The 17,517-nt window shown below is 66.1% G+C and carries 12 protein-coding genes and 2 tRNA genes; 9 read left to right on the forward strand and 5 right to left on the reverse strand.

The features are described 5' to 3' along the window. Positions 1–34: 34 nt before the first annotated feature. The 4 genes from lon (at position 35) to FBQ73_RS13665 (ending at position 4,092) form a co-directional block, all read left to right on the forward strand. Positions 35–2,452 (forward strand): endopeptidase La, encoded by a 2,418-nt coding sequence (gene lon, locus FBQ73_RS13650; protein WP_138400029.1) that lies wholly within the window; start codon positions 35–37, stop codon positions 2,450–2,452. Positions 2,453–2,776: 324 nt separating this feature from the next. Then, positions 2,777–3,055, forward strand: coding sequence for an HU family DNA-binding protein (locus FBQ73_RS13655; RefSeq protein WP_138400030.1), 279 nt, complete (start codon positions 2,777–2,779; stop codon positions 3,053–3,055). 573 nt (positions 3,056–3,628) lie between these two features. Beyond that, positions 3,629–3,704 (forward strand) — tRNA-Val (locus FBQ73_RS13660). A 311-nt stretch (positions 3,705–4,015) separates the two neighbouring features. Next, positions 4,016–4,092: transfer RNA gene (locus FBQ73_RS13665), tRNA-Asp, on the forward strand. 802 nt (positions 4,093–4,894) lie between these two features. Here the strand turns inward: FBQ73_RS13665 and FBQ73_RS13670 are convergent. Together FBQ73_RS13670 and FBQ73_RS13675 are read right to left on the reverse strand one after the other, a co-directional pair. Further along, positions 4,895–5,521 (reverse strand): hypothetical protein, encoded by a 627-nt coding sequence (locus tag FBQ73_RS13670; protein WP_138400031.1) that lies wholly within the window; start codon positions 5,519–5,521, stop codon positions 4,895–4,897. Positions 5,522–5,544: 23 nt separating this feature from the next. Then, positions 5,545–7,524, reverse strand: a complete 1,980-nt coding sequence (locus FBQ73_RS13675; protein ID WP_138400032.1) for an alkyl/aryl-sulfatase — start codon at positions 7,522–7,524, stop codon at positions 5,545–5,547. A gap of 595 nt (positions 7,525–8,119) precedes the next feature. Between FBQ73_RS13675 and FBQ73_RS13680 the strand changes: the two genes are divergently transcribed. Then, on the forward strand, positions 8,120–9,559 hold the full coding sequence (locus FBQ73_RS13680) for a DUF1254 domain-containing protein (RefSeq protein WP_138400033.1): 1,440 nt from the start codon (positions 8,120–8,122) through the stop codon (positions 9,557–9,559). 421 nt (positions 9,560–9,980) lie between these two features. Then, positions 9,981–10,835 (forward strand): SGNH/GDSL hydrolase family protein, encoded by an 855-nt coding sequence (locus FBQ73_RS13685; protein ID WP_170218885.1) that lies wholly within the window; start codon positions 9,981–9,983, stop codon positions 10,833–10,835. Positions 10,836–10,947: 112 nt separating this feature from the next. On the opposite strand, the gene FBQ73_RS13690 is transcribed toward FBQ73_RS13685, so the two are convergent. Beyond that, positions 10,948–11,589, reverse strand: a complete 642-nt coding sequence (locus FBQ73_RS13690) for an alpha/beta hydrolase (protein WP_138400035.1) — start codon at positions 11,587–11,589, stop codon at positions 10,948–10,950. 101 nt (positions 11,590–11,690) lie between these two features. Beyond that, a complete protein-coding gene (locus FBQ73_RS13695; RefSeq protein ID WP_138400036.1) occupies positions 11,691–12,635 on the reverse strand; it encodes a ring-cleaving dioxygenase in 945 nt (314 codons plus the stop codon). A 345-nt stretch (positions 12,636–12,980) separates the two neighbouring features. Here FBQ73_RS13695 and FBQ73_RS23210 point away from each other — a divergent pair, with 345 nt between their 5' ends. The 3 genes from FBQ73_RS23210 to FBQ73_RS13710 all read left to right on the forward strand — a co-directional run bounded on the left by FBQ73_RS23210 (position 12,981) and on the right by FBQ73_RS13710 (position 15,944). After that, on the forward strand, positions 12,981–13,238 hold the full coding sequence (locus FBQ73_RS23210) for a hypothetical protein (RefSeq protein ID WP_392567234.1): 258 nt from the start codon (positions 12,981–12,983) through the stop codon (positions 13,236–13,238). 342 nt (positions 13,239–13,580) lie between these two features. Further along, entirely contained in the window at positions 13,581–14,930 is a 1,350-nt protein-coding gene (locus FBQ73_RS13705; protein WP_138400037.1) for a tetratricopeptide repeat protein, read from the forward strand. 12 nt (positions 14,931–14,942) lie between these two features. Next, the gene (locus FBQ73_RS13710) at positions 14,943–15,944 is read left to right on the forward strand and encodes a FecR family protein (RefSeq protein WP_138400038.1); all 1,002 of its coding nucleotides are present in this window, start codon (positions 14,943–14,945) and stop codon (positions 15,942–15,944) included. 235 nt (positions 15,945–16,179) lie between these two features. Here FBQ73_RS13710 and FBQ73_RS13715 read toward each other — a convergent pair whose 3' ends face one another. Continuing rightward, the gene (locus tag FBQ73_RS13715; protein WP_138400039.1) at positions 16,180–17,358 is read right to left on the reverse strand and encodes a glycosyltransferase; all 1,179 of its coding nucleotides are present in this window, start codon (positions 17,356–17,358) and stop codon (positions 16,180–16,182) included. Positions 17,359–17,517: the final 159 nt, after the last annotated feature.

Consider the following 17,517-nt stretch of genomic DNA (forward strand, 5'->3'; position numbering starts at 1 on the left):
TTCCCGCGCGTGTACTTCTTGAAAGGATTGCGTCATGACGAGCCAGAAGCCGCGCCCGCCGCTCGTTGCCGGGATGTCCCAGACCTACCCGGTCCTGCCTCTTCGGGACATCGTGGTATTTCCCCATATGATTGTTCCCCTCTTCGTGGGGCGCGAGAAGTCTATCCGCGCCCTCGAAGAGGTCATGCGCGGTGATACCTACATCCTCCTCGCCACCCAGGAGAACGCCTCGGACGACGATCCCGCCGCCGAAGCCATCTTCTCCGTGGGCACGCTCGCGACCGTCCTCCAGCTGCTGAAGCTGCCCGACGGCACCGTGAAGGTGCTGGTGGAGGGCGTCAGCCGCGCCCAGGTGACCCGCTACACCGAGCGCACCGATCTCTACGAAGCCGAGGCCATCACCCTCGACGACGAGGCCGGCGACCAGGTGGAAGCCGAGGCGCTCGCGCGCTCGGTGGTCACCGAGTTCGAGAATTATGTGAAGCTCAACAAGAAGGTGTCGCCCGAGGTGGTGGGTGTCGTCAGCCAGATCGACGACCATTCCAAGCTCGCCGACACCGTCGCCTCGCACCTCGCTGTGAAGATCCCGGAGAAGCAGGGCGTCCTGGAGATGCTCAAGGTGGCCGATCGCTTGGAGAAGGTGCTCGGCCTGATGGAGAGCGAAATCTCCGTCCTGCAGGTTGAAAAGCGCATCCGCACCCGCGTCAAGCGGCAGATGGAGAAGACCCAGCGCGAGTACTACCTCAACGAGCAGATGAAGGCGATCCAGAAGGAGCTCGGCGACGAGGACGGCAAGGACGACCTGCAGGAGCTGGAAGACCGCATCAAGCGGACCAAGCTCACCAAGGAAGCCCGTGAAAAGGCCGCCCACGAGTTGAAGAAGCTGCGCCAGATGTCGCCCATGTCGGCGGAAGCCACCGTGGTGCGCAACTACCTGGATTGGCTGCTCTCGATCCCGTGGAGCGTGAAGAGCAAGGTCAAGAAGGACCTGCCCTTCGCCCAGCAGATCCTCGACAGCGACCACCACGGCCTCGACAAGGTCAAGGAGCGAATCGTCGAGTATCTGGCCGTGCAGAGCCGCGCCAACAAGCTCACCGGGCCCATCCTGTGCCTGGTCGGCCCTCCCGGCGTGGGCAAGACCTCGCTCGGCAAGTCCATCGCCAAGGCGACGGGCCGTGAGTTCGTGCGCGTGGCCCTGGGTGGCGTGCGGGACGAAGCGGAGATTCGCGGTCACCGGCGGACCTACATCGGGTCCATGCCCGGCAAGATCATCCAGTCCATGCGCAAGGCGAAGAAGTCCAACCCGCTCTTCCTGCTGGACGAGATCGACAAGATGGGCGCCGATTTCCGCGGCGATCCGTCCTCGGCCCTGCTGGAGGTCCTGGACCCCGAGCAGAACCACACCTTCAACGACCACTATCTTGAGGTGGATTACGACCTCTCGAACGTCATGTTCGTGACCACGGCGAACACGCTGAACATCCCGCCGGCCCTTCTGGACCGCATGGAGGTGATCCGCATCGCCGGCTACACCGAGGACGAGAAGGTGGAGATCGCGCGCAAGCACCTGATCCCCAACTCCCTCGGCAAGCATGGCCTGACGGTGAAGGAGTTCGCCATCGACAACGAGGCGCTGCTCACCCTCGTCCGCCGCTACACGCGGGAGGCGGGTGTGCGTAATCTCGAGCGCGAGATCTCCACGCTGGCCCGCAAGGCGGTCAAGGAGCTGGTGCTGTCGAAGAAGAAGTCGGTGAAGGTGACCGCCAAGAACCTCGAGGACTTCCTCGGCGTGCCGCGCTACCGGTACGGCGAAGTGGAAACCGAGGATCAGGTGGGCGTCGTCACCGGCCTTGCCTGGACCGAGGTGGGCGGCGAGCTGCTGACCATCGAGGGCCTCATGATGCCCGGCAAGGGCAAGATGACGGTCACCGGCAACCTGCGCGACGTGATGAAGGAATCCATCTCCGCGGCGGCGTCCTACGTGCGCTCGCGGGCGGTTGATTTCGGCATCGAGCCGCCTTTGTTCGAGCGGCGCGACATTCACGTGCACGTGCCGGAAGGCGCGACCCCGAAGGACGGTCCGTCCGCCGGTGTCGGCATGGCGACGGCGATCGTGTCGGTGATGACAGGCATTCCGGTGCGCCGGGATCTGGCCATGACCGGTGAGATCACCCTGCGCGGCCGGGTGCTGCCCATCGGCGGCCTCAAGGAAAAGCTCCTTGCGGCCCTGCGCGGCGGCATCAAGACGGTGCTGATCCCGGAGGAGAACGCCAAGGACCTGGCGGATATCCCGGCCAACGTGAAGAACGCGCTGGATATCATCCCGGTCTCGCGCATGGACGAGGTGCTCGCCAACGCGCTGGTTCGCCCGCTGGTGCCGATCACCTGGGAAGAGCGCCCGGTGAACGCCCCGGTGCCGGGCGAAGAGACCTCAGGCGTGGTCGCCCACTGACGACAAACCCGGCCGGATTGTCCGCAAACCAGCCGGATTGAAGCGTTTTCCAGCGAAAAGCGAGGGCGTGTTGCCGCTTCTCCCCGTCAAACCGGGAGAGCGGCGCACGCCCTCAACCTTTTCAAAGGCTTAACGCTCGCTTGTGCGCCGCTGACGCGGTTGGTTTTCCCCCGGTTGTTCGCAGGCGCACAGTGGGAAATCGTGCATTGGTGCGGGTTTGACGCCGATCGCGCTTGCAAAAGCCTTATTTTCCGTGATGCTCGCGCCGTTCGTGAGGGCTTGAGCCTGCACGATTCGCGTTCTGACAACGGAAGGAAAGGTCAGATGACCACCAAGAACGAACTGATCGCCGCGGTGGCCGAAGAGGCGAAGCTGACGAAGACGGCTGCGGCAGCGGCTGTGGACGCCACCTTCGACATCATCGCCAAGGCGCTGCAGGAAGGCGAGGAAGTCAAGCTGATCGGCTTCGGCAGCTTCTCCGTGGTGACGCGCGCCGCTCGCGAAGGCCGCAATCCCCGCACCGGCAAGCCCGTGAAGATCAACGCTTCCAAGGCTCCGAAGTTCACCCCCGGCAAGGGCCTCAAGGAAGCCGTCAACGGCTGATCGGGTCCCGGGCTCTTCGGGCCCCTCCAAAGACTTCCCGGACGCTCCCGGCCCGTCTCATGCGGGCGGAGCGTCCCCGAGCCGCGCGTCGGTTGCCTCAGGCACCGCCCCGGCGGGGCATGGGGGCGGGAAGACTTTGGATTTTCAGTGCCAATCCGACACCGGCTCGGGTGCGGACCATGCGATGGGCCGGCAAGGCAGCGCGCGCGCCCGAGCATTTGAGGCCGGGCTTCACCCGGTTGCAGCACTCCGGCTCGAGGGTCGGGCAGCCGTTGTCCTGCCGGTTCTGTGCGCCGGCCGGATCAGTGATGCAGCCACACATCTTCGCGGCCGGCAGTGGAGCGCGCCGGACCGGTGGGCATCAAGGGCGGCTGGGCCGCCCGCGCGTTTCGCAGCCCGATTGCCTGCGAACCACGAACTGGCTCCATCGATTGGCGGCACCCGCCATTCGCCTGCGGTGGCGGTCCTGCGCCCTCGCATCCCGATTCTGCTCGTGCTTGCCCCTGTCATGCTCCGCCGCCGCCCTTGCCGCCTGCGGAGCATGGGATTATAGCGCCTGCACGGTCCCGGCCTGGGCGGTTAGCTCAGTTGGTAGAGCATCTCGTTTACACCGAGAGGGTCGGCGGTTCGAGCCCGTCACCGCCCACCAGGCCCGCCGTTTTCCCTTCATTCCCCCACGTCCGTAGTCTGCGACCGCCTTCTCCGCCTTGAACGAGGGTGCTCGCGGGCGTCGTCGGCGTTCCGGCGGGCGTCGGGAGATTCGCATCGGCGGCATTTTGTGTCTCTCCGCGTGCGAAGGCGCGGATGGCGTGGCTGGTGCAAAGCTTTGCCGGGACTGGATCTTCGCGCTGCCTGTGGACAAGTGCTCCGCAAAATATGCGCGTGTTGCTTGACTTGCGCGGAGGGCTGCCGTACCACGCCGCTCTCTTCGGCGGCACGGTTCGTCCGGCGCCGGTTCGGGGGGGTGTAGCTCAGTTGGTTAGAGCGCCGGCCTGTCACGCCGGAGGTCGCGGGTTCGAGCCCCGTCACTCCCGCCAATCATCCCAATATCTTGAGACGGTTTCCTGGCAGGCTGTGATACTTATCCAGCCGGTGCAGTGACGCATTTCTCACCCTTTTGTTCCCTGATCTTCGCGCACCCGGCCCCGCGCGCCTCGTCCACCTGCCGCACCGTTGCGACGAGGACGGGGGTGTAGACCTTCTGCAGGCGGGTCGAAGCCGACAGGGCGTTCGCCATCTTCGTCGACACGGATTCCGCCCTGGCGCCGCCAGCGACGGCCTCCCGCACCGCGGCAAAATCCTTTCCCAACCTGTCCTTGGTATCGGGGCGCGGGAGCCCCGCCCGCCCTTGTCCGTGGGCAGCACATGGCGCGTCCGAACGATCGGAGCCGCCTTATGGATCTCAAGGCCCCGCCCGCCGAGACAGGTATCCAAAATCGCTTCAGACCATCTGCTGACGGTCGCGGCGGCCGCGCGGCCGGTCCAAGCGCAGCCCAGCTCAAAATAGCTGCCAGAGGCGTCCGCCAGCCTCTGGGAGGGGGTGAGGCTGCGCGCATCGATCGGAGAGAGTTGGGAACCCCAGATGGCGGCCATGCAGGCGGCAAGGCCACGATAGCCCATCCGCAACGACATCCGGGCGCAGCAGGGGACTGTGGAGCGGGAAACGGCGGAACTGCTCAAGCAGGTGTCCACCCGGCTGGAGCCGTTGAGGGGAGGCGCCGCGCCGTCCACTTCGTCGGGGTGTTAGGGGAGGGGATGGTGGAATACGCCACTAACGCACGCCCCCAGCAGCGTCGCTCAACGTCCAGTACGACCCAAAACAGACCCTGGTTTGAAGCCCTAATGCGCCGGCCCGAAGGCTCGGACCAGTGTCGCCGGCGCACCCGTGACCGCAACACCCTTCACTCGGTCGGCGGCACTGACGAGGAGGTCGCGTGTTGCCGCTGTCCGGTTGGGCTCGCCGTCGATAGCGATGAGCCCGAGGTCGAGCGCCCTCTTGGCGGCCATGGTGCCATCAAGCACTGCGGCAAGAATGGCTTCGCTCGTGACGATGACCACATCACCGGGAGAAGCTCCCGGTGCATGTACCTGAAGTGCGTAGCCCTGCGGCTCCGGACTGAATCTCGCCCAAAGCTTCGAATCGATGAACAGAAGCGAGATGGCTGGGGCATCGCCGTCAGCGATACTCGCCGCGGCGAACAACCTGTGGAAGGCGCTAATGCGGCCGACCGCGCGCCAATAGCCTGACGAGCCGGGAACGATCGGGGCAACCGCCGTTTTATCGACGATGCCCGCCGCAACGGCATCGCTGATCGCAAAGGCCACCGCGATGGACCTGGGATGCTCGGCGCTGAAGCCGTCACCCAGGATGCCGTCGAAGCCGCAGGCGATGGACGGCGACGTCGCCATTCCCGCAGTCAGGAGAAGCAGCGCCGTCGCCGTTATGCGGTGAAGAATCGAGCGCATGTCCGGGTTTCGCCTTCTGCATGCTACGGCGTGACGATGTGGAACCAGAACGGAAACTTGTCGAGCATCCCGACGAATTCCACGAAGGCTTCGCGGCGGCCCTCAACCTTCATGTTGCCGGTGGTTATGGCCTGCTCGGGAGTGATTTCGCCGAGCTGGATGCTGTCGAGCGTTGCCTTGGTCAAGGTGACCTGGGCATCGGCATCCGGGGCCGATCTGGCCGCATAGTTGAGCACGCCATTTTCAATGACCAGAGAATACGGCTTCTTGAGATCGCTGAAGTCGATGTTGAGGATTATCTTCTTGCCCGCGGCCTTTTCGCCGTTCAGCCGCACGGCAAAATAATCGAACGTCATCTCGGGCGGCATGGCCCGGATGGTGTCGGGGCTTGCGGTGTTGATGCCGCCGGCATCCGGGACACCATTGCGCAGCTCGTATGCGCCTTGCAGATAGACCGAGCGCCATGGACCGGACTCGGCCTGATAGCCCATCTGCTCATAGGTGTCGGCGAGCAATTCCTTGCCGTCCCTGTTGCTCGGATCGGCAAATACCACCTGCTTGAGTGCTTCCGCCACCCAGCGGTACTCACCCTTGTCGAAGTCCGCTTTGGCCTTTTGCAGGATGGCCGCCGCGCCCCCCATGTACTCGACATATTTTTTGGCCGCTTCCTCCGGCGGCAACTGGTCGAGCGTGGTCGGGTTGCCGTCATAAAAGCCCATGTAGCGCTGATAGACAGCCCGCGTGTTGTGCTTGAGGGTGCCGTAATAGCCGCGGTTGAACCAGGCTCTGTCCAGCTCCGGCGGCAGCTTGACCATGTTGGAGATTTCCACGCCGGTGTAACCCTTGTTCATCAGGTTCACCGACTGATCGTGAATGTACTTGTACATGTCACGCTGCTTCTTCCAATAATCGATAATGTTCGTGTTGCCCCAGATCGGCCAGTGGTGGCTCTGGAACTTGACGTCGGTGCCGGCTCCATAAAGGTCGATCGTCTCGTTGAGGTGGTTCGCCCATTTGAGTGCATCGCGCACCTGCGCGCCGCGCAGGGTGAGGATGTTGTGCATCGTGTTGGTCGCGTTCTCCGCCATCCACATGGCGCGGAACTGCGGGAAGTAGGTGTTCATTTCTGCCGGCGCCTCGGTGCCGGGTGTCATCTGGAACACCATCGTCACGCCATCGATGGTGGCTTCCTCGCCGGTCTTCTTGATCATGCGCGTGGGCTCGATGAGCGTGGTCGTGCCGGCTGAGGTGGTTTGTCCCAGGCCGCCATTGACGCCGCCTTGCGCGTTCCGCGGCAGCAGCGCGCCATACATGTAGATCGCGCGCCGGCTCATGGCGTTGCCGGCGATCACGTTCTCGCTGACGGCATGTTCGGTGAAATGCTCCGGCGCGAGGATCGGCACCTTGTTCGCCTCGACATCCTTCTCGTCGACGATGCCGCGCACGCCACCGTAATGGTCCACATGCGAGTGGCTGTAGACCACGGCCACGATCGGAAAGACGCCGAGGTTTTTTGAAACGAGGTCGTAGGCCGCCCTGGCGGTTTCGGCGGAGATGAGAGGATCAAAAACGATCCATCCGGTATCGCCGCGCACAAAGGTAATATTAGACAGGTCGTAGCCGCGCACTTGGAAAATCTTGTCGTGGACCTTGAACAGTCCGTATTGCATGTTCAGCAGTGCATTGCGCCAAAGACTCGGATTTACGGTATCCGGCGCTGGCTTGTCGACGCTGATGAAAGCCTTGTACGCTTCCAGATCCCAGACGACATTGCCCTTGTCTCCCTTGATGGTCAGCGTATCCGGCTTGGCGATCAGGCCACGCGTGGCGTTATCGAAATCGTCCCGGTCGTTGAAATTGAGCCGCTGCTGCATCTCGCGGTTCGCGGCCTTGGTTGCCTCGGTCGCCGGTTTGGGCTGAGACTGGGCATGCCCTGTGCTCGAGAGCGACACGGCTAGCGCAACGGTCAGCGAGGCGCGCGCGAGCGAAATAATCGGTCTCATGGACAGTATCCATTCCCTAAATTGGCTATATGGTAGCGATTTTTAAATCGCGGCGTTCTGTTTTTCATTGATACGCATCAGTGTGCGGAGCGGTTATTGGATTCAAAGGATCGGTCTTTTCTATCAATTACGCAAGCCGTATACGGGTAGCTACTGACTCCATGAGGCTACGCGTATGCAGGTCGGAAAGTCAGATAATGCTGGTCTTGGGGGTTGTTTGCATCGGCGTCGCATGGCGGGCTTTTTCAGGTTCAGGTTGCTGCCCGGAGTTGGCCGTCCCGTATGACCGCCGCTTTGCTCTGCGCATCAAGGCGATGCCCCGCCGCCTTGCGGCTACGCGAGGCGATGAAGGCAATGCGCGAACGCTCTGGTTCGAGGGCCCGTGTCCATTGATCTGCGGCTTGAGTGGGCGATCTGCATGTGACGTAGCGGAATGCCAGGAGCCGAGCTGCCAATGAGGAAGTGCTCTTTGGATAGAGGTATGATCGTCTGGAACTTTTAGGTCAAATTCGGACGGGACGAATGGCTGTGGCCAAGCTAAGGTCCCGCCGTTGCCTAGAGTGACGACATCCTTCCCAATAAGAGAAGGTCACCCATGCTTTCCAAGCGTCATTTCCTGAAGATCCTCGCCGCCGGCGGGCTGTCCGCGCCGGCCCTCGTTCCCGGCCTGTCGTGGGCGGCGTCGCCCCCCGATCGCCCCGGCTTCTTCAAGGCGAAGGACATCGCCGAGGCCGCCTTCATCTACGGCCTGCCCATGGTGATGAACTATGGGGTGATGTACGAATACGTGGTCGACCGGAACTCGGGCCAGTTCAAGGCCCCGTTCAACGAGATCTACAACGAAGCCCGCGTCTTCACCTATCAGGACACCTCGGTTCCCACCCCCAACAGCGACACGCCCTATTCGCTGGCCTGGCTGGACCTGCGGGCCGAGCCGGTGGTCATCTCTGTACCGGCGGTGGATCCCAAGCGCTATTATTCGGTCCAGCTCGTGGACGGGAATACCTTCAACTACGGCTATATCGGCAGCCGCTCCACCGGCAACGACGCCGGCGACTTCCTGGTGGTCGGGCCGCGCTGGACCGGCGAGACGCCGCCCGGCATCCGCAAGGTCTTCCGTGCCACCACCGATTTCGCCCTGACCATCTTCCGCACCCAATTGTTCGATGCCGCCGACATCGACAACGTGAAGAAGGTGCAGGCGGGCTACCAGTTGCGGCCGCTCTCCACCTTCCTCGGCAAGGCGGCGCCGCCGGCCGCGCCGGTGCCGGACTTCCCCAAGTTCACCAAGGACCTCGCGCGCACGGAATTCTTCGAGTTCCTCGATTTCGCGCTGCAGTTCGCCCCGGCCCTGCCGGAAGAGCGCGAGATCCGCGCGCAACTGGCCACCATCGGCGTGGGGCCCGGCAAGAGCTTCGATTTCAAGACGCTCTCGCTGGAAGACAAGGCCGAGGTGCTGCTGGGCCTCAAGGAGGGCCAGCGCAAGGTGACCGAGGCGGTGGCGGCCTTCGGCACGAATTTCAACGGCTGGCGGGTCGGCTCCATCGCCGGCGATGCCGACTTCTTCAAGCAGGACTGGCTGCTGCGGGCGGTGGGGGCCCAGGCCGGCATCTATGGCAATGACGCCGTGGAGGCCACCTACCCGATGACCCGCCTGGACGCCGACGGCCAGACCCTCGACGGCTCCAAGCACAATTACACCCTGACCTTCCCGGCCGACGGCCTGCCGCCGGTCAACGCTTTCTGGTCGGTGACCATGTACGACGGCGTGAACCAGCTGCTCATCAAGAACCCGATCGACCGCTACCTCGTCAACTCGCCGATGTTGCCCAACCTCAAGCGCAACGCCGACGGGTCGATCACCCTCTACATCCAGAACAAGTCCCCTGGTCCGGACAAGGAAAGCAACTGGCTGCCCGCGCCGGACGGCCCGATCTACCTTGTGATGCGACTCTATTGGCCCAAGGAAGCTCCCCCCTCCATCCTCCCGGCCGGGAAGGGCACCTGGCAACCGCCGGGCATCCGGAAGGCCTGATTCAGAGGCAAGCGACTCGCGGCGGCCGAGTGGTTCCGGCCCCGTGGGCGGGGTGGTGTGTCGCCACCCCTGCCATGGGAGCGCACCGTCCCGGCCGAGAGATCTTCCGGCCGGTGCGCATCTGTGACACTTTTGGCAATTAAGGTACGGCTTGGCCTGCCAACAAGTGTCACAACGCCTTATGAATGCTCATCATCATCCGGCCTGTCACGCCGGAGGTCGCGGGCTCGACCCCCATCGCTCCCGCCAATTCTGCGACGATGCTCCCCGGATCTCCTGCACCAATCCCGGACCCGCTGTGCGTTTCAGCGTCGGGTCCCACGGTGCATTGCGGTCCGCATGTCATCCCGGTGACCGGACCTTGCGCTCCGCTGCCGACCCGACGCACTCTGCTGTTCTGTTTCTCAGCACTGTCCGGTCCATGACCCGTCCCAGACCTTCGTTCCGTTCTTCTCGGCTGGGCATCGTGCGCCGCTGCGGCGCTTTCCTGCTCGGCCTGCTGATGCTCTCCACCGTTCTGTCGGCCGCCGCCATCGCCTGTCCGGACGATGTGCGGCCCGCACCGCCGCTGGTGCTGGCGCAAGCTGCCAAAATTCGTGCCGAGGGTCGGCCGCTGCGCATCCTGGCCATTGGCTCGTCCACCACCGCCGGGGCGGGGGCCTCCAGCACGGCCGCCAACTATCCGAGCCAGCTGGCGCTCCGGCTGGGCGCGGCGCTGGGGGAGGGGAAGGTCGAGATCACCAATGCCGGCGTCAACGGCGAGAGCGCGCCCGCCACGCTGGGTCGGCTCGAGCTGTTCCTGAAGGCCGCGCCGGCGCCGGACCTGGTGCTGTGGCAGGTGGGCACCAATGACGTGATCTTCGGCGGCGATCCGGCGCGGCTGCAGCAACTGGTGGGCAAGGGGCTCGACGCTGTCGCGGCGGCGGGCGCGGCAGTGCTGGTGATCGACCAGCAATATTACCCGGCCATACTCGATCTCGACCGCTACGAGAGCTTTGTCGCCGCCGTGGGCACGGCCGCGTCCGAGCGTGGCGTACCGTTGCTGCCGCGCTATCTGATGATGAAGCAATGGGCGGCGCAGGACCCGGCGGGCCTGCGCGCCACGCTGGCCTGGGACCGCTTCCACTCCAACGACAAGGGCTACGCCTGCCTCGCCGAACTGCTGGCACCGGCCATCGTGGCGGCCATGGCGGCGCCTGCTGGTGCGCCGCAGGGCTTGGCCTCCACGGCCTCACAGGCCAAGGCGTCGCCGGCCCGGGGAACGAGCGCGAAGTAGTTTATGCCTGTTCCGGCCTTGGGCTGATGCCTTCAGCCGGTTCAGGGTGTTTTCCGGTCGCAAGCGCTCACGGCATCTGCTCCAGAAGGCCGCGCTGACGCGTTTTCCCGCTTCACCGGCCGATCCGGGCGATGAAATCCCGGGCGGCGGTCAGGTCGGCGGAGGTGAGGCCGTGGCTCGCGGGCAAAGTCCGGTGCTCCACCTGCGCGCCGTGGGCGGAAAGCAGGGCTTTGAGCCGGGCCGCATTCTCGGCGGGCACGATGGGGTCCATGGCGCCGGAGAGCAGCAGCACCGGCGTTCCGGGCATGTCGCCGGCCGGCGGATTGGACAGCGGCACCATGGCCCGCAGCAGCACCGCGCCGGCAAGGGCCTCGGGCCGCAGCAGCATCACGGCGGCGGCGATGTTGGCGCCGTTGGAGAAGCCCACCGCCACCGGCGCGGCAAGGCCGTAGGCAGAGCGGGCGGCGGCAATGAAGTCGGCCAGATCATAGGCGCGGCGCACCACGTCGGCTTCGTCGAACACGCCTTCGGCAAGGCGGCGGAAGAAGCGCGGCATGCCGCCCTCGCTCACCTGCCCGCGCGGCGACAGCAGGGCCGCGCCGGGGGCGATCATGCGGCCGAGGGGCAATAGGTCGGTTTCATCGCCGCCGGTGCCGTGGAGCAGCAGCAGCGGCGCTGCCGCCGCATCCGTGGCGGGCTCGAAGCGATGGGTGAAGGCGAGGGCGGGCGCGTCCCGGGTAAGGGTCGAAGCCATGGGAATATCCTCGCGGCTGGTCCGATGCGATCGGCACGGCAGCCGCCGTTCATGAAGGGGCAGGCCCCCGGCCGCGCAGGGCGACCGGGGGAAGGATTGGGTCAGGCGACGGCGGGCAGGGTCGCCTCGATCTCGGCGCGATGGGCCTCGTACTGGGCCGGCAGCTTCAGGGCCTCGCCGAGGCTTTCGGGGGCCTCGTCCACCGCGAAGCCGGGATCGTCGGTGGCGATCTCGAACAGCACGCCGCCCGGCTCGCGGAAATAGACCGAGCGGAAGTAGTTGCGGTCCCGCTGGCCGGTGACGCGCGCGCCGTGGTGGGCGGTGAGGCGCTCGACCATTCCGGCCTGGGCGGCATCGTCGGCGGCGCGGAAGGCGATGTGGTGCACGCTGCCGCGCCCCTGCCGGCCCGACAGGAAGCCGCCGGCCTCGCGAATGTCCACGATGGTGCCGATCTGGCCGTCGCCCTCCGCCCCGGCCGCGGTGAAGCGGATGCGGGTGCCCTCGCGGCCGGTCTCGGCGAAGCCGAACACGTCGGTGAGGATGGCGGCGGTGGGGCCGGCCTCCTTGAGCAGCAGGGTAACCGAATGCAGGCCACGAATGGCATGCTCCGCCGGTACCTCGCCGCCGGTCCAGGCGGGCTCCGCGTCGATGCCGGGCACCCCGACAAGGGCGAGGCGCATGCCGTCCGGATCCTTGAAGCTGATCACCGAGGCGCCGAAGCGCTTCTCCGGCAGCTCCGGGGCAAGGCCACGGGCGATCAGCCGTCCGGTCCAGTAGCCGATGGAGGCCTCCGGGATGCGGAACGCCGTCTCCTGGGTCTCGCCGACGCCGGCGCGGCCCTCGTCCGCGTGCTCCCACGGGAAGAAGGTGAGGATGGAGCCGGGGCGGCCGGCGTCGTCGCCGAAGTAGAAATGGTAGGTGCCGGGATCGTCGAAATTGACGGTCTTCTTCACCAGCCGAAGCCCGAGGGTGGCGGTGTAGAAATCGAGGTTGCGCCGGGCCGAGCCGGCGATGGCGGTGACGTGGTGGATGCCCTTGCTGGTCATGGTGGCGATCTCCTGGCCGGTGGTGTCCGGCGTTGGAGCTAATTTAGGCAATGAACGGCGGATAAGAAGTTCGATTTTATTGCATTCATGCAATGGTAGAGTGCGCGGCTGGCGCGTTCGGTGTGGCTTGCGTGGTCTCAGTGGGACGGAACCGGCGGTCGCTCATTGCTTTTCTGTGGGAGCAATGCCCAATGCCGGCGAGCCCCGCCACCGGGTGCCGTCCCCGAAGCGGGAGGGCTGTGGCGGGTTGCCGGGCTGTTCTGGCAAAACGGCCTTGGCACAACAGCCTTGGCAAGATGTGCCGCTCTCCGGGGGCTCGAAGCCGGGCGGCGATGGGAGGTTTTAATGACGACATTCAGGACACATGCGGTCCGACTCGCCCTTCTCGGGGCGGTGGCAGGCGCCGGGCTCATGGCGAGCGCCGGCAGCAGCGAGGCGGTGGTCTACTGCAAGACCGTCGGCTATCCGAAGGGCTGCGTCGCGCGTCCCACCGGGGCCGTGGTGGTGCGTCCGGCGCCCGCGGCTGGCGCCGTCGTGGTGGCCCCGCGCCGGGTGATCTACTGCACCCGTCCGGGCTATCCTCGCGGTTGCGTGGTGCGCTGAGCGCAGCCTGTGCGGGCCGCCTCACACGGGGCGGCGGGCGTCGGCGCGGTTCGGCCTGCAACCGGGCCGAACCGTACCGCACGGAGATAAAGCGGTAGCAAGGTGACGCATGGCGCGTGTGCCTGTGACAAAAATGCTCTTCCTGTGAGGAAATGTTCAGTATTCCGGGCGTTTTCGATCGGTCGCGAATCCCTTTTCCCGAGGTGAAGTGTTAAGGAGCACCTAAGGCAAGGGGCGGGGCCTTGCCAGCAAACGCCGGAGAGATCAGGCATGCTGGTATTGCGTACACATGTGGAAATCAGGAAGCGACCGGTCGCGGGGGCGACGGGTCTGAGGCGCGCGATGGGGGCCCTTGCGGTGGGCGCCCTGGCCATCGGCACCGTGACGCTGAGCGATGCACCGGGCATCGGCGTGCAGCAGGCGCTCGCGCAGCAGACGGCGGTCGCCAATGCGGATCCCGAATTCAACACCCTGTTCCAGCAGTCGCTGAAGCGCCCGTCGGACGTGGAACTCGCCTTCCGGCTGGCGCGTCGCGCCATCGAGGTGGGCGACTATGAGGCCGCCATCGGCGTCTACGAGCGCATCCTCTTCTACAACCCCAATCTGGTGCGGGTGAAGCTGGAACTGGCGCGCCTCTATTACCGGCTCGGCGCCTACGAATCCGCCCGCGCCTATTTCGAGCCCATCGCTGAGGCCCCGGTGCTGACCAGCGCCGAGCGGGACAATATCGCCGCCTATCTGGTGGAGATTTCCCGGCGGCTCGATCCCAACCAGATCACCGTCTATGCCCAGGTGGGCGTGCGCTACCAGTCCAACGCCAATTACGGGCCTTCGAGCCGCCTGGTGCTCGGGCAGGACCTCACCGCCCTGCTGCCGCCCGGCGCCACCAAGCAGGCGGACGGCAACGCCTTCGCACTCGCCACCGTCCGCCACGTCTATGACTTCGGCAACCAGCGCGGCGATGTCTGGGAAAGCAACGCGAACCTTTATTATTCCCAGCAATTCCAGCTGGAGAACCTCAATCTCGGCTATGCCGAATTCAACACCGGCCCGCGCTTCGCCCTGCTGCCGGACCAACTGCCCGGCTCTTCCATCCGCGCCTATGTGATTGCCGGTGGCATCGCGCTGGGCGGCGACAGCTATCTGGGCACCTATGGCGCGGGCGTGTCGCTCTATGCGCCGTTCAGCATGTATTTCGCCGTCGAGCCGTTCGCCGAGGTGCGCCAGCGCGAGTACCAGAACTCGCGGGACTATCCCACGGCCAGCCTGCAGAGCGGCGACATGTGGACGCTCGGCGCCAATCTGTCGGGCCGGATTACGGACGCCTCCGGCTGGCGCGCGCGCCTTGCCTACAACAATGCCAGCGGCGACCTGCCCTGGTATTCCTACGATAATTTCGCCTTCGACCTCGCCGCGCCGGTGGAGTTCCAGGGCCTGTGGGGCGTGCGGCGGTGGGTGGCGATCCCGAGCGTCGGCTATTCGCGCTACAGCTATGATGCGCCGAACCCGTTCATCAACAGCTTCATCACCCAGGTGGACAACCAGTATCGCGTGGGCCTCGCCCTCGACGTGCCGGTCCATGAACAGTGGGGCCTGCTGACGCAGGTCCAGTACAGCTGGTCGCAGTCGACGCTGCCGAACTACGGGTTCGACAATTTCAGCGTCACCGTCGGCCCGAACGTCCGGTTCTGAGGAGCGCCGCACATGCCCATCAGCACCCCTGCGCGGCTTCTGGCGTCCGTCGCCTCCCTCGCCCTCATCGCCGCCACCGGCCCGGCGCTCGCCCAGAGCCCGTCGGTGGGCACCGCCGCCGCGGTCAACCCGCGCTCCACCGGCTCGGGAACGCGCACGCTGGAGCTTGGCTCCAACATCGTCCATCGCGAGCGCATCGAGACCAGCAGCACCGGCAGCGTCCAGGTCCTGTTCGTGGACAAGACCACCCTGAACATCGGCCCCAATTCCAACCTGCTGATCGACGAATTCGTCTACGATCCCAACGCCAAGAAGGGGTCCATGGCCATTTCCCTCACCAAGGGCGCCGTGCGCTTCGTGGGCGGCAATGCCAGCCATTCGGACGGGGCGGAGGTGAAGACCCCAGTGGCCACCATCGGCATTCGTGGCGGCGTCGCAGCGATCCTCCATCGCGATGGCGAGACCCAGGCCATCCTGCAGTTCGGCACGCTGACCATCGTCGGGCCCTCGGGTGAGACGGTGGTGGTGCGCCGGCCCGGCTTCATGGTCACGGTCAACCGCGCCGGCATTACCGGGCCGACCCGGGTGCCGCAGGGCCAGATCGACGGCATCATCGCCCAGACCCGCAGCCGCACTGGCCAGAACGGCGGCCGGCCCGAACCGACGCCGGACGTGACCGGCCTCGACCGCGGCTCCAGCCATCCCTGCTCCATCCCGGTGCAGGGCCAGACCACCATGGATCTCGCCGCCGCTTCCTGCCGCTTCGTGAACACCGACCTTCAGGGCGAGGCGGACCTTATCGCCCAGCAGGCGGCGCAGCAGAACCAGGCGAACGTACTGGTGCCTCTCGTTCCGCAGACGCCGTGCCCGCCTTACAGCTACAATTGCGGCGGTGGCGGTGGTGGCGGTTATTTCGCGGTGGCACCGGTGGTTCCGCAGCTGCCACAGGGCAATCCTGGCGGTGTGGCCGGTATGGGCGGCTTTGGCCGTCCGCGTCCCGGCAGCAACTTCTGAGCTGGCGGCCCCGCGCCGCCGACCGTTCCTCGGTCCGGTGTGGGTCGACGGCCTGACGGAATCATCCAGACCGATAATCCTCTCCCCCAAGCGGGGGAGGGGGCGAGGGCGCACACGCTTAAACGCTCGCCGCAAACTTCCGCCGCCCGAACTCCGGCTTCGTTCCTCGCGTTGCTTGCACCGCGTCTGGGCGCGCCGTCCGAGCCCCGTGGCGACAGGCGCCGCCGGTCGGCTTTCAGAGCAGCGCGAGGCAACGCCGGGTCAGGACGTCGAGGGGGTCTTCCGCCAGCATCGCCCGGTGCATGCGCCCCGCGGCTGCGGCCATGAGAAGGGCATCCTCGTTCTCGTGCATGGACCGGATGGTCTCCACCGCGACCCGCACCCTGGGGTCGAACAGCGGCAGGTTGAGGCTGAGGCCGGCGGCGGCGAGGCACTCGCCGTTCAGGTAATGCTCGCCGTGGACGCAGAGCGTCACCTGGGGCACGCCGGCGAGGAGCGCCTCGGTGGCGATGCCTGCGCTGCCCTGGTGCAGCACCAGCCGGCTGCGGGCGAGAACCCCCGCGATGGGCACCGGCCGCGCGTGCACGCGCACGCCCGCCGTGCGCAGCGGCTCCATCAGGCCCGGCTCCGCGCCGGGAACATGGATCTCCAACTGCGGCCCGAGGGCGCGCAGGGCCTCCATCACATCGGGCCGGGCGGCAACCTGGGGGTGGAGATAGGCGAAGATGCTGCTCGCGTCAGGCTGTGCCGGCCCGATCGTTTCGCCGAGAATCGGCCCTTCCGCCTGCCGTTCCCGCAGATCGGCATAGGGATCGATCAGCGGGAAGGTGCGCACGAACACGTCGTCCCCCGCGAACAGCGCGCCGATCCGGTCCAGCGGCGCCATGCCCTCATCGGCGAGGGCGGCGTTGACGTTCGCCAGCAGGTCGCGGTCGTGGTGCATGGGCGGCGCGAAATCGTGGAGCGCCGGCATCGCCTCCAGATCCGAGGGCGGCAGGCAATAGGCGGTGCCGGCCTGCATGATGGCGCAGCGCTCCCGCCCGGCCGGGGCGGCGAGGGGGGCGTAGTCGCACACCATCAGGTCGGGTTGCTCGGCATCGAGGATAACGCGCCAGCCCTTCACGGCCGTCCGCACGCTGGCGACATCGCGCATGCCGGCGCGCCCGAGGCTGTCGCACAAGGTGGCGGAAGCCGGCAAGGCGTCTTCCGGCCGCTGCACCGGGGGCGGCCAGATCGGCGACTGGATCACCCGGATGCCGGCCTCGACGAGGGGCGCTGACAATTGCGGATAGCGCGCCGCCGCCACCACTTCGTGGCCCGCGGCCATGAGCCGGTGGCCGAGGCGCGCAAGCTGCGTCGTGTGGCCGAAGCCGGCGCCCTGCTCCCACGCCATCAGCACGCGCTTTGCCCGCATGGTCGGTGGCCTCCCCGCCCGCTCCTTCCGGATCTCCGCCGTCCGGGATGGAGGAGGCGGGGCCACTTGTCCAGCGTGCCGCAATGCGCAGGATCATTGCGCAGCACGGCGACAGGATGCTCAATGCATGGGCACGCCGGGTCCTTGGCCCGCAGGCCG

Origin of the sequence: Xanthobacter autotrophicus (assembly GCF_005871085.1) — a bacterium.
GTDB classification, from domain to species: Bacteria; Pseudomonadota; Alphaproteobacteria; order Rhizobiales; family Xanthobacteraceae; genus Xanthobacter; species Xanthobacter autotrophicus.

Bases quoted from the DNA above. Each gene is read 5' to 3' on its own strand.
- lon (WP_138400029.1), top strand. From the start codon at position 35: ATGACGAGCCAGAAGCCGCGCCCGCCGCTCGTTGCCGGGATGTCCCAG.
- FBQ73_RS13655 (WP_138400030.1), top strand. From the start codon at position 2,777: ATGACCACCAAGAACGAACTGATCGCCGCGGTGGCCGAAGAGGCGAAG.
- FBQ73_RS13670 (WP_138400031.1), bottom strand. From the start codon at position 5,521: ATGCGCTCGATTCTTCACCGCATAACGGCGACGGCGCTGCTTCTCCTG.
- FBQ73_RS13675 (WP_138400032.1), bottom strand. From the start codon at position 7,524: ATGAGACCGATTATTTCGCTCGCGCGCGCCTCGCTGACCGTTGCGCTA.
- FBQ73_RS13680 (WP_138400033.1), top strand. From the start codon at position 8,120: ATGCTTTCCAAGCGTCATTTCCTGAAGATCCTCGCCGCCGGCGGGCTG.
- FBQ73_RS13685 (WP_170218885.1), top strand. From the start codon at position 9,981: ATGACCCGTCCCAGACCTTCGTTCCGTTCTTCTCGGCTGGGCATCGTG.
- FBQ73_RS13690 (WP_138400035.1), bottom strand. From the start codon at position 11,589: ATGGCTTCGACCCTTACCCGGGACGCGCCCGCCCTCGCCTTCACCCAT.
- FBQ73_RS13695 (WP_138400036.1), bottom strand. From the start codon at position 12,635: ATGACCAGCAAGGGCATCCACCACGTCACCGCCATCGCCGGCTCGGCC.
- FBQ73_RS23210 (WP_392567234.1), top strand. From the start codon at position 12,981: ATGACGACATTCAGGACACATGCGGTCCGACTCGCCCTTCTCGGGGCG.
- FBQ73_RS13705 (WP_138400037.1), top strand. From the start codon at position 13,581: ATGGGGGCCCTTGCGGTGGGCGCCCTGGCCATCGGCACCGTGACGCTG.
- FBQ73_RS13710 (WP_138400038.1), top strand. From the start codon at position 14,943: ATGCCCATCAGCACCCCTGCGCGGCTTCTGGCGTCCGTCGCCTCCCTC.
- FBQ73_RS13715 (WP_138400039.1), bottom strand. From the start codon at position 17,358: ATGCGGGCAAAGCGCGTGCTGATGGCGTGGGAGCAGGGCGCCGGCTTC.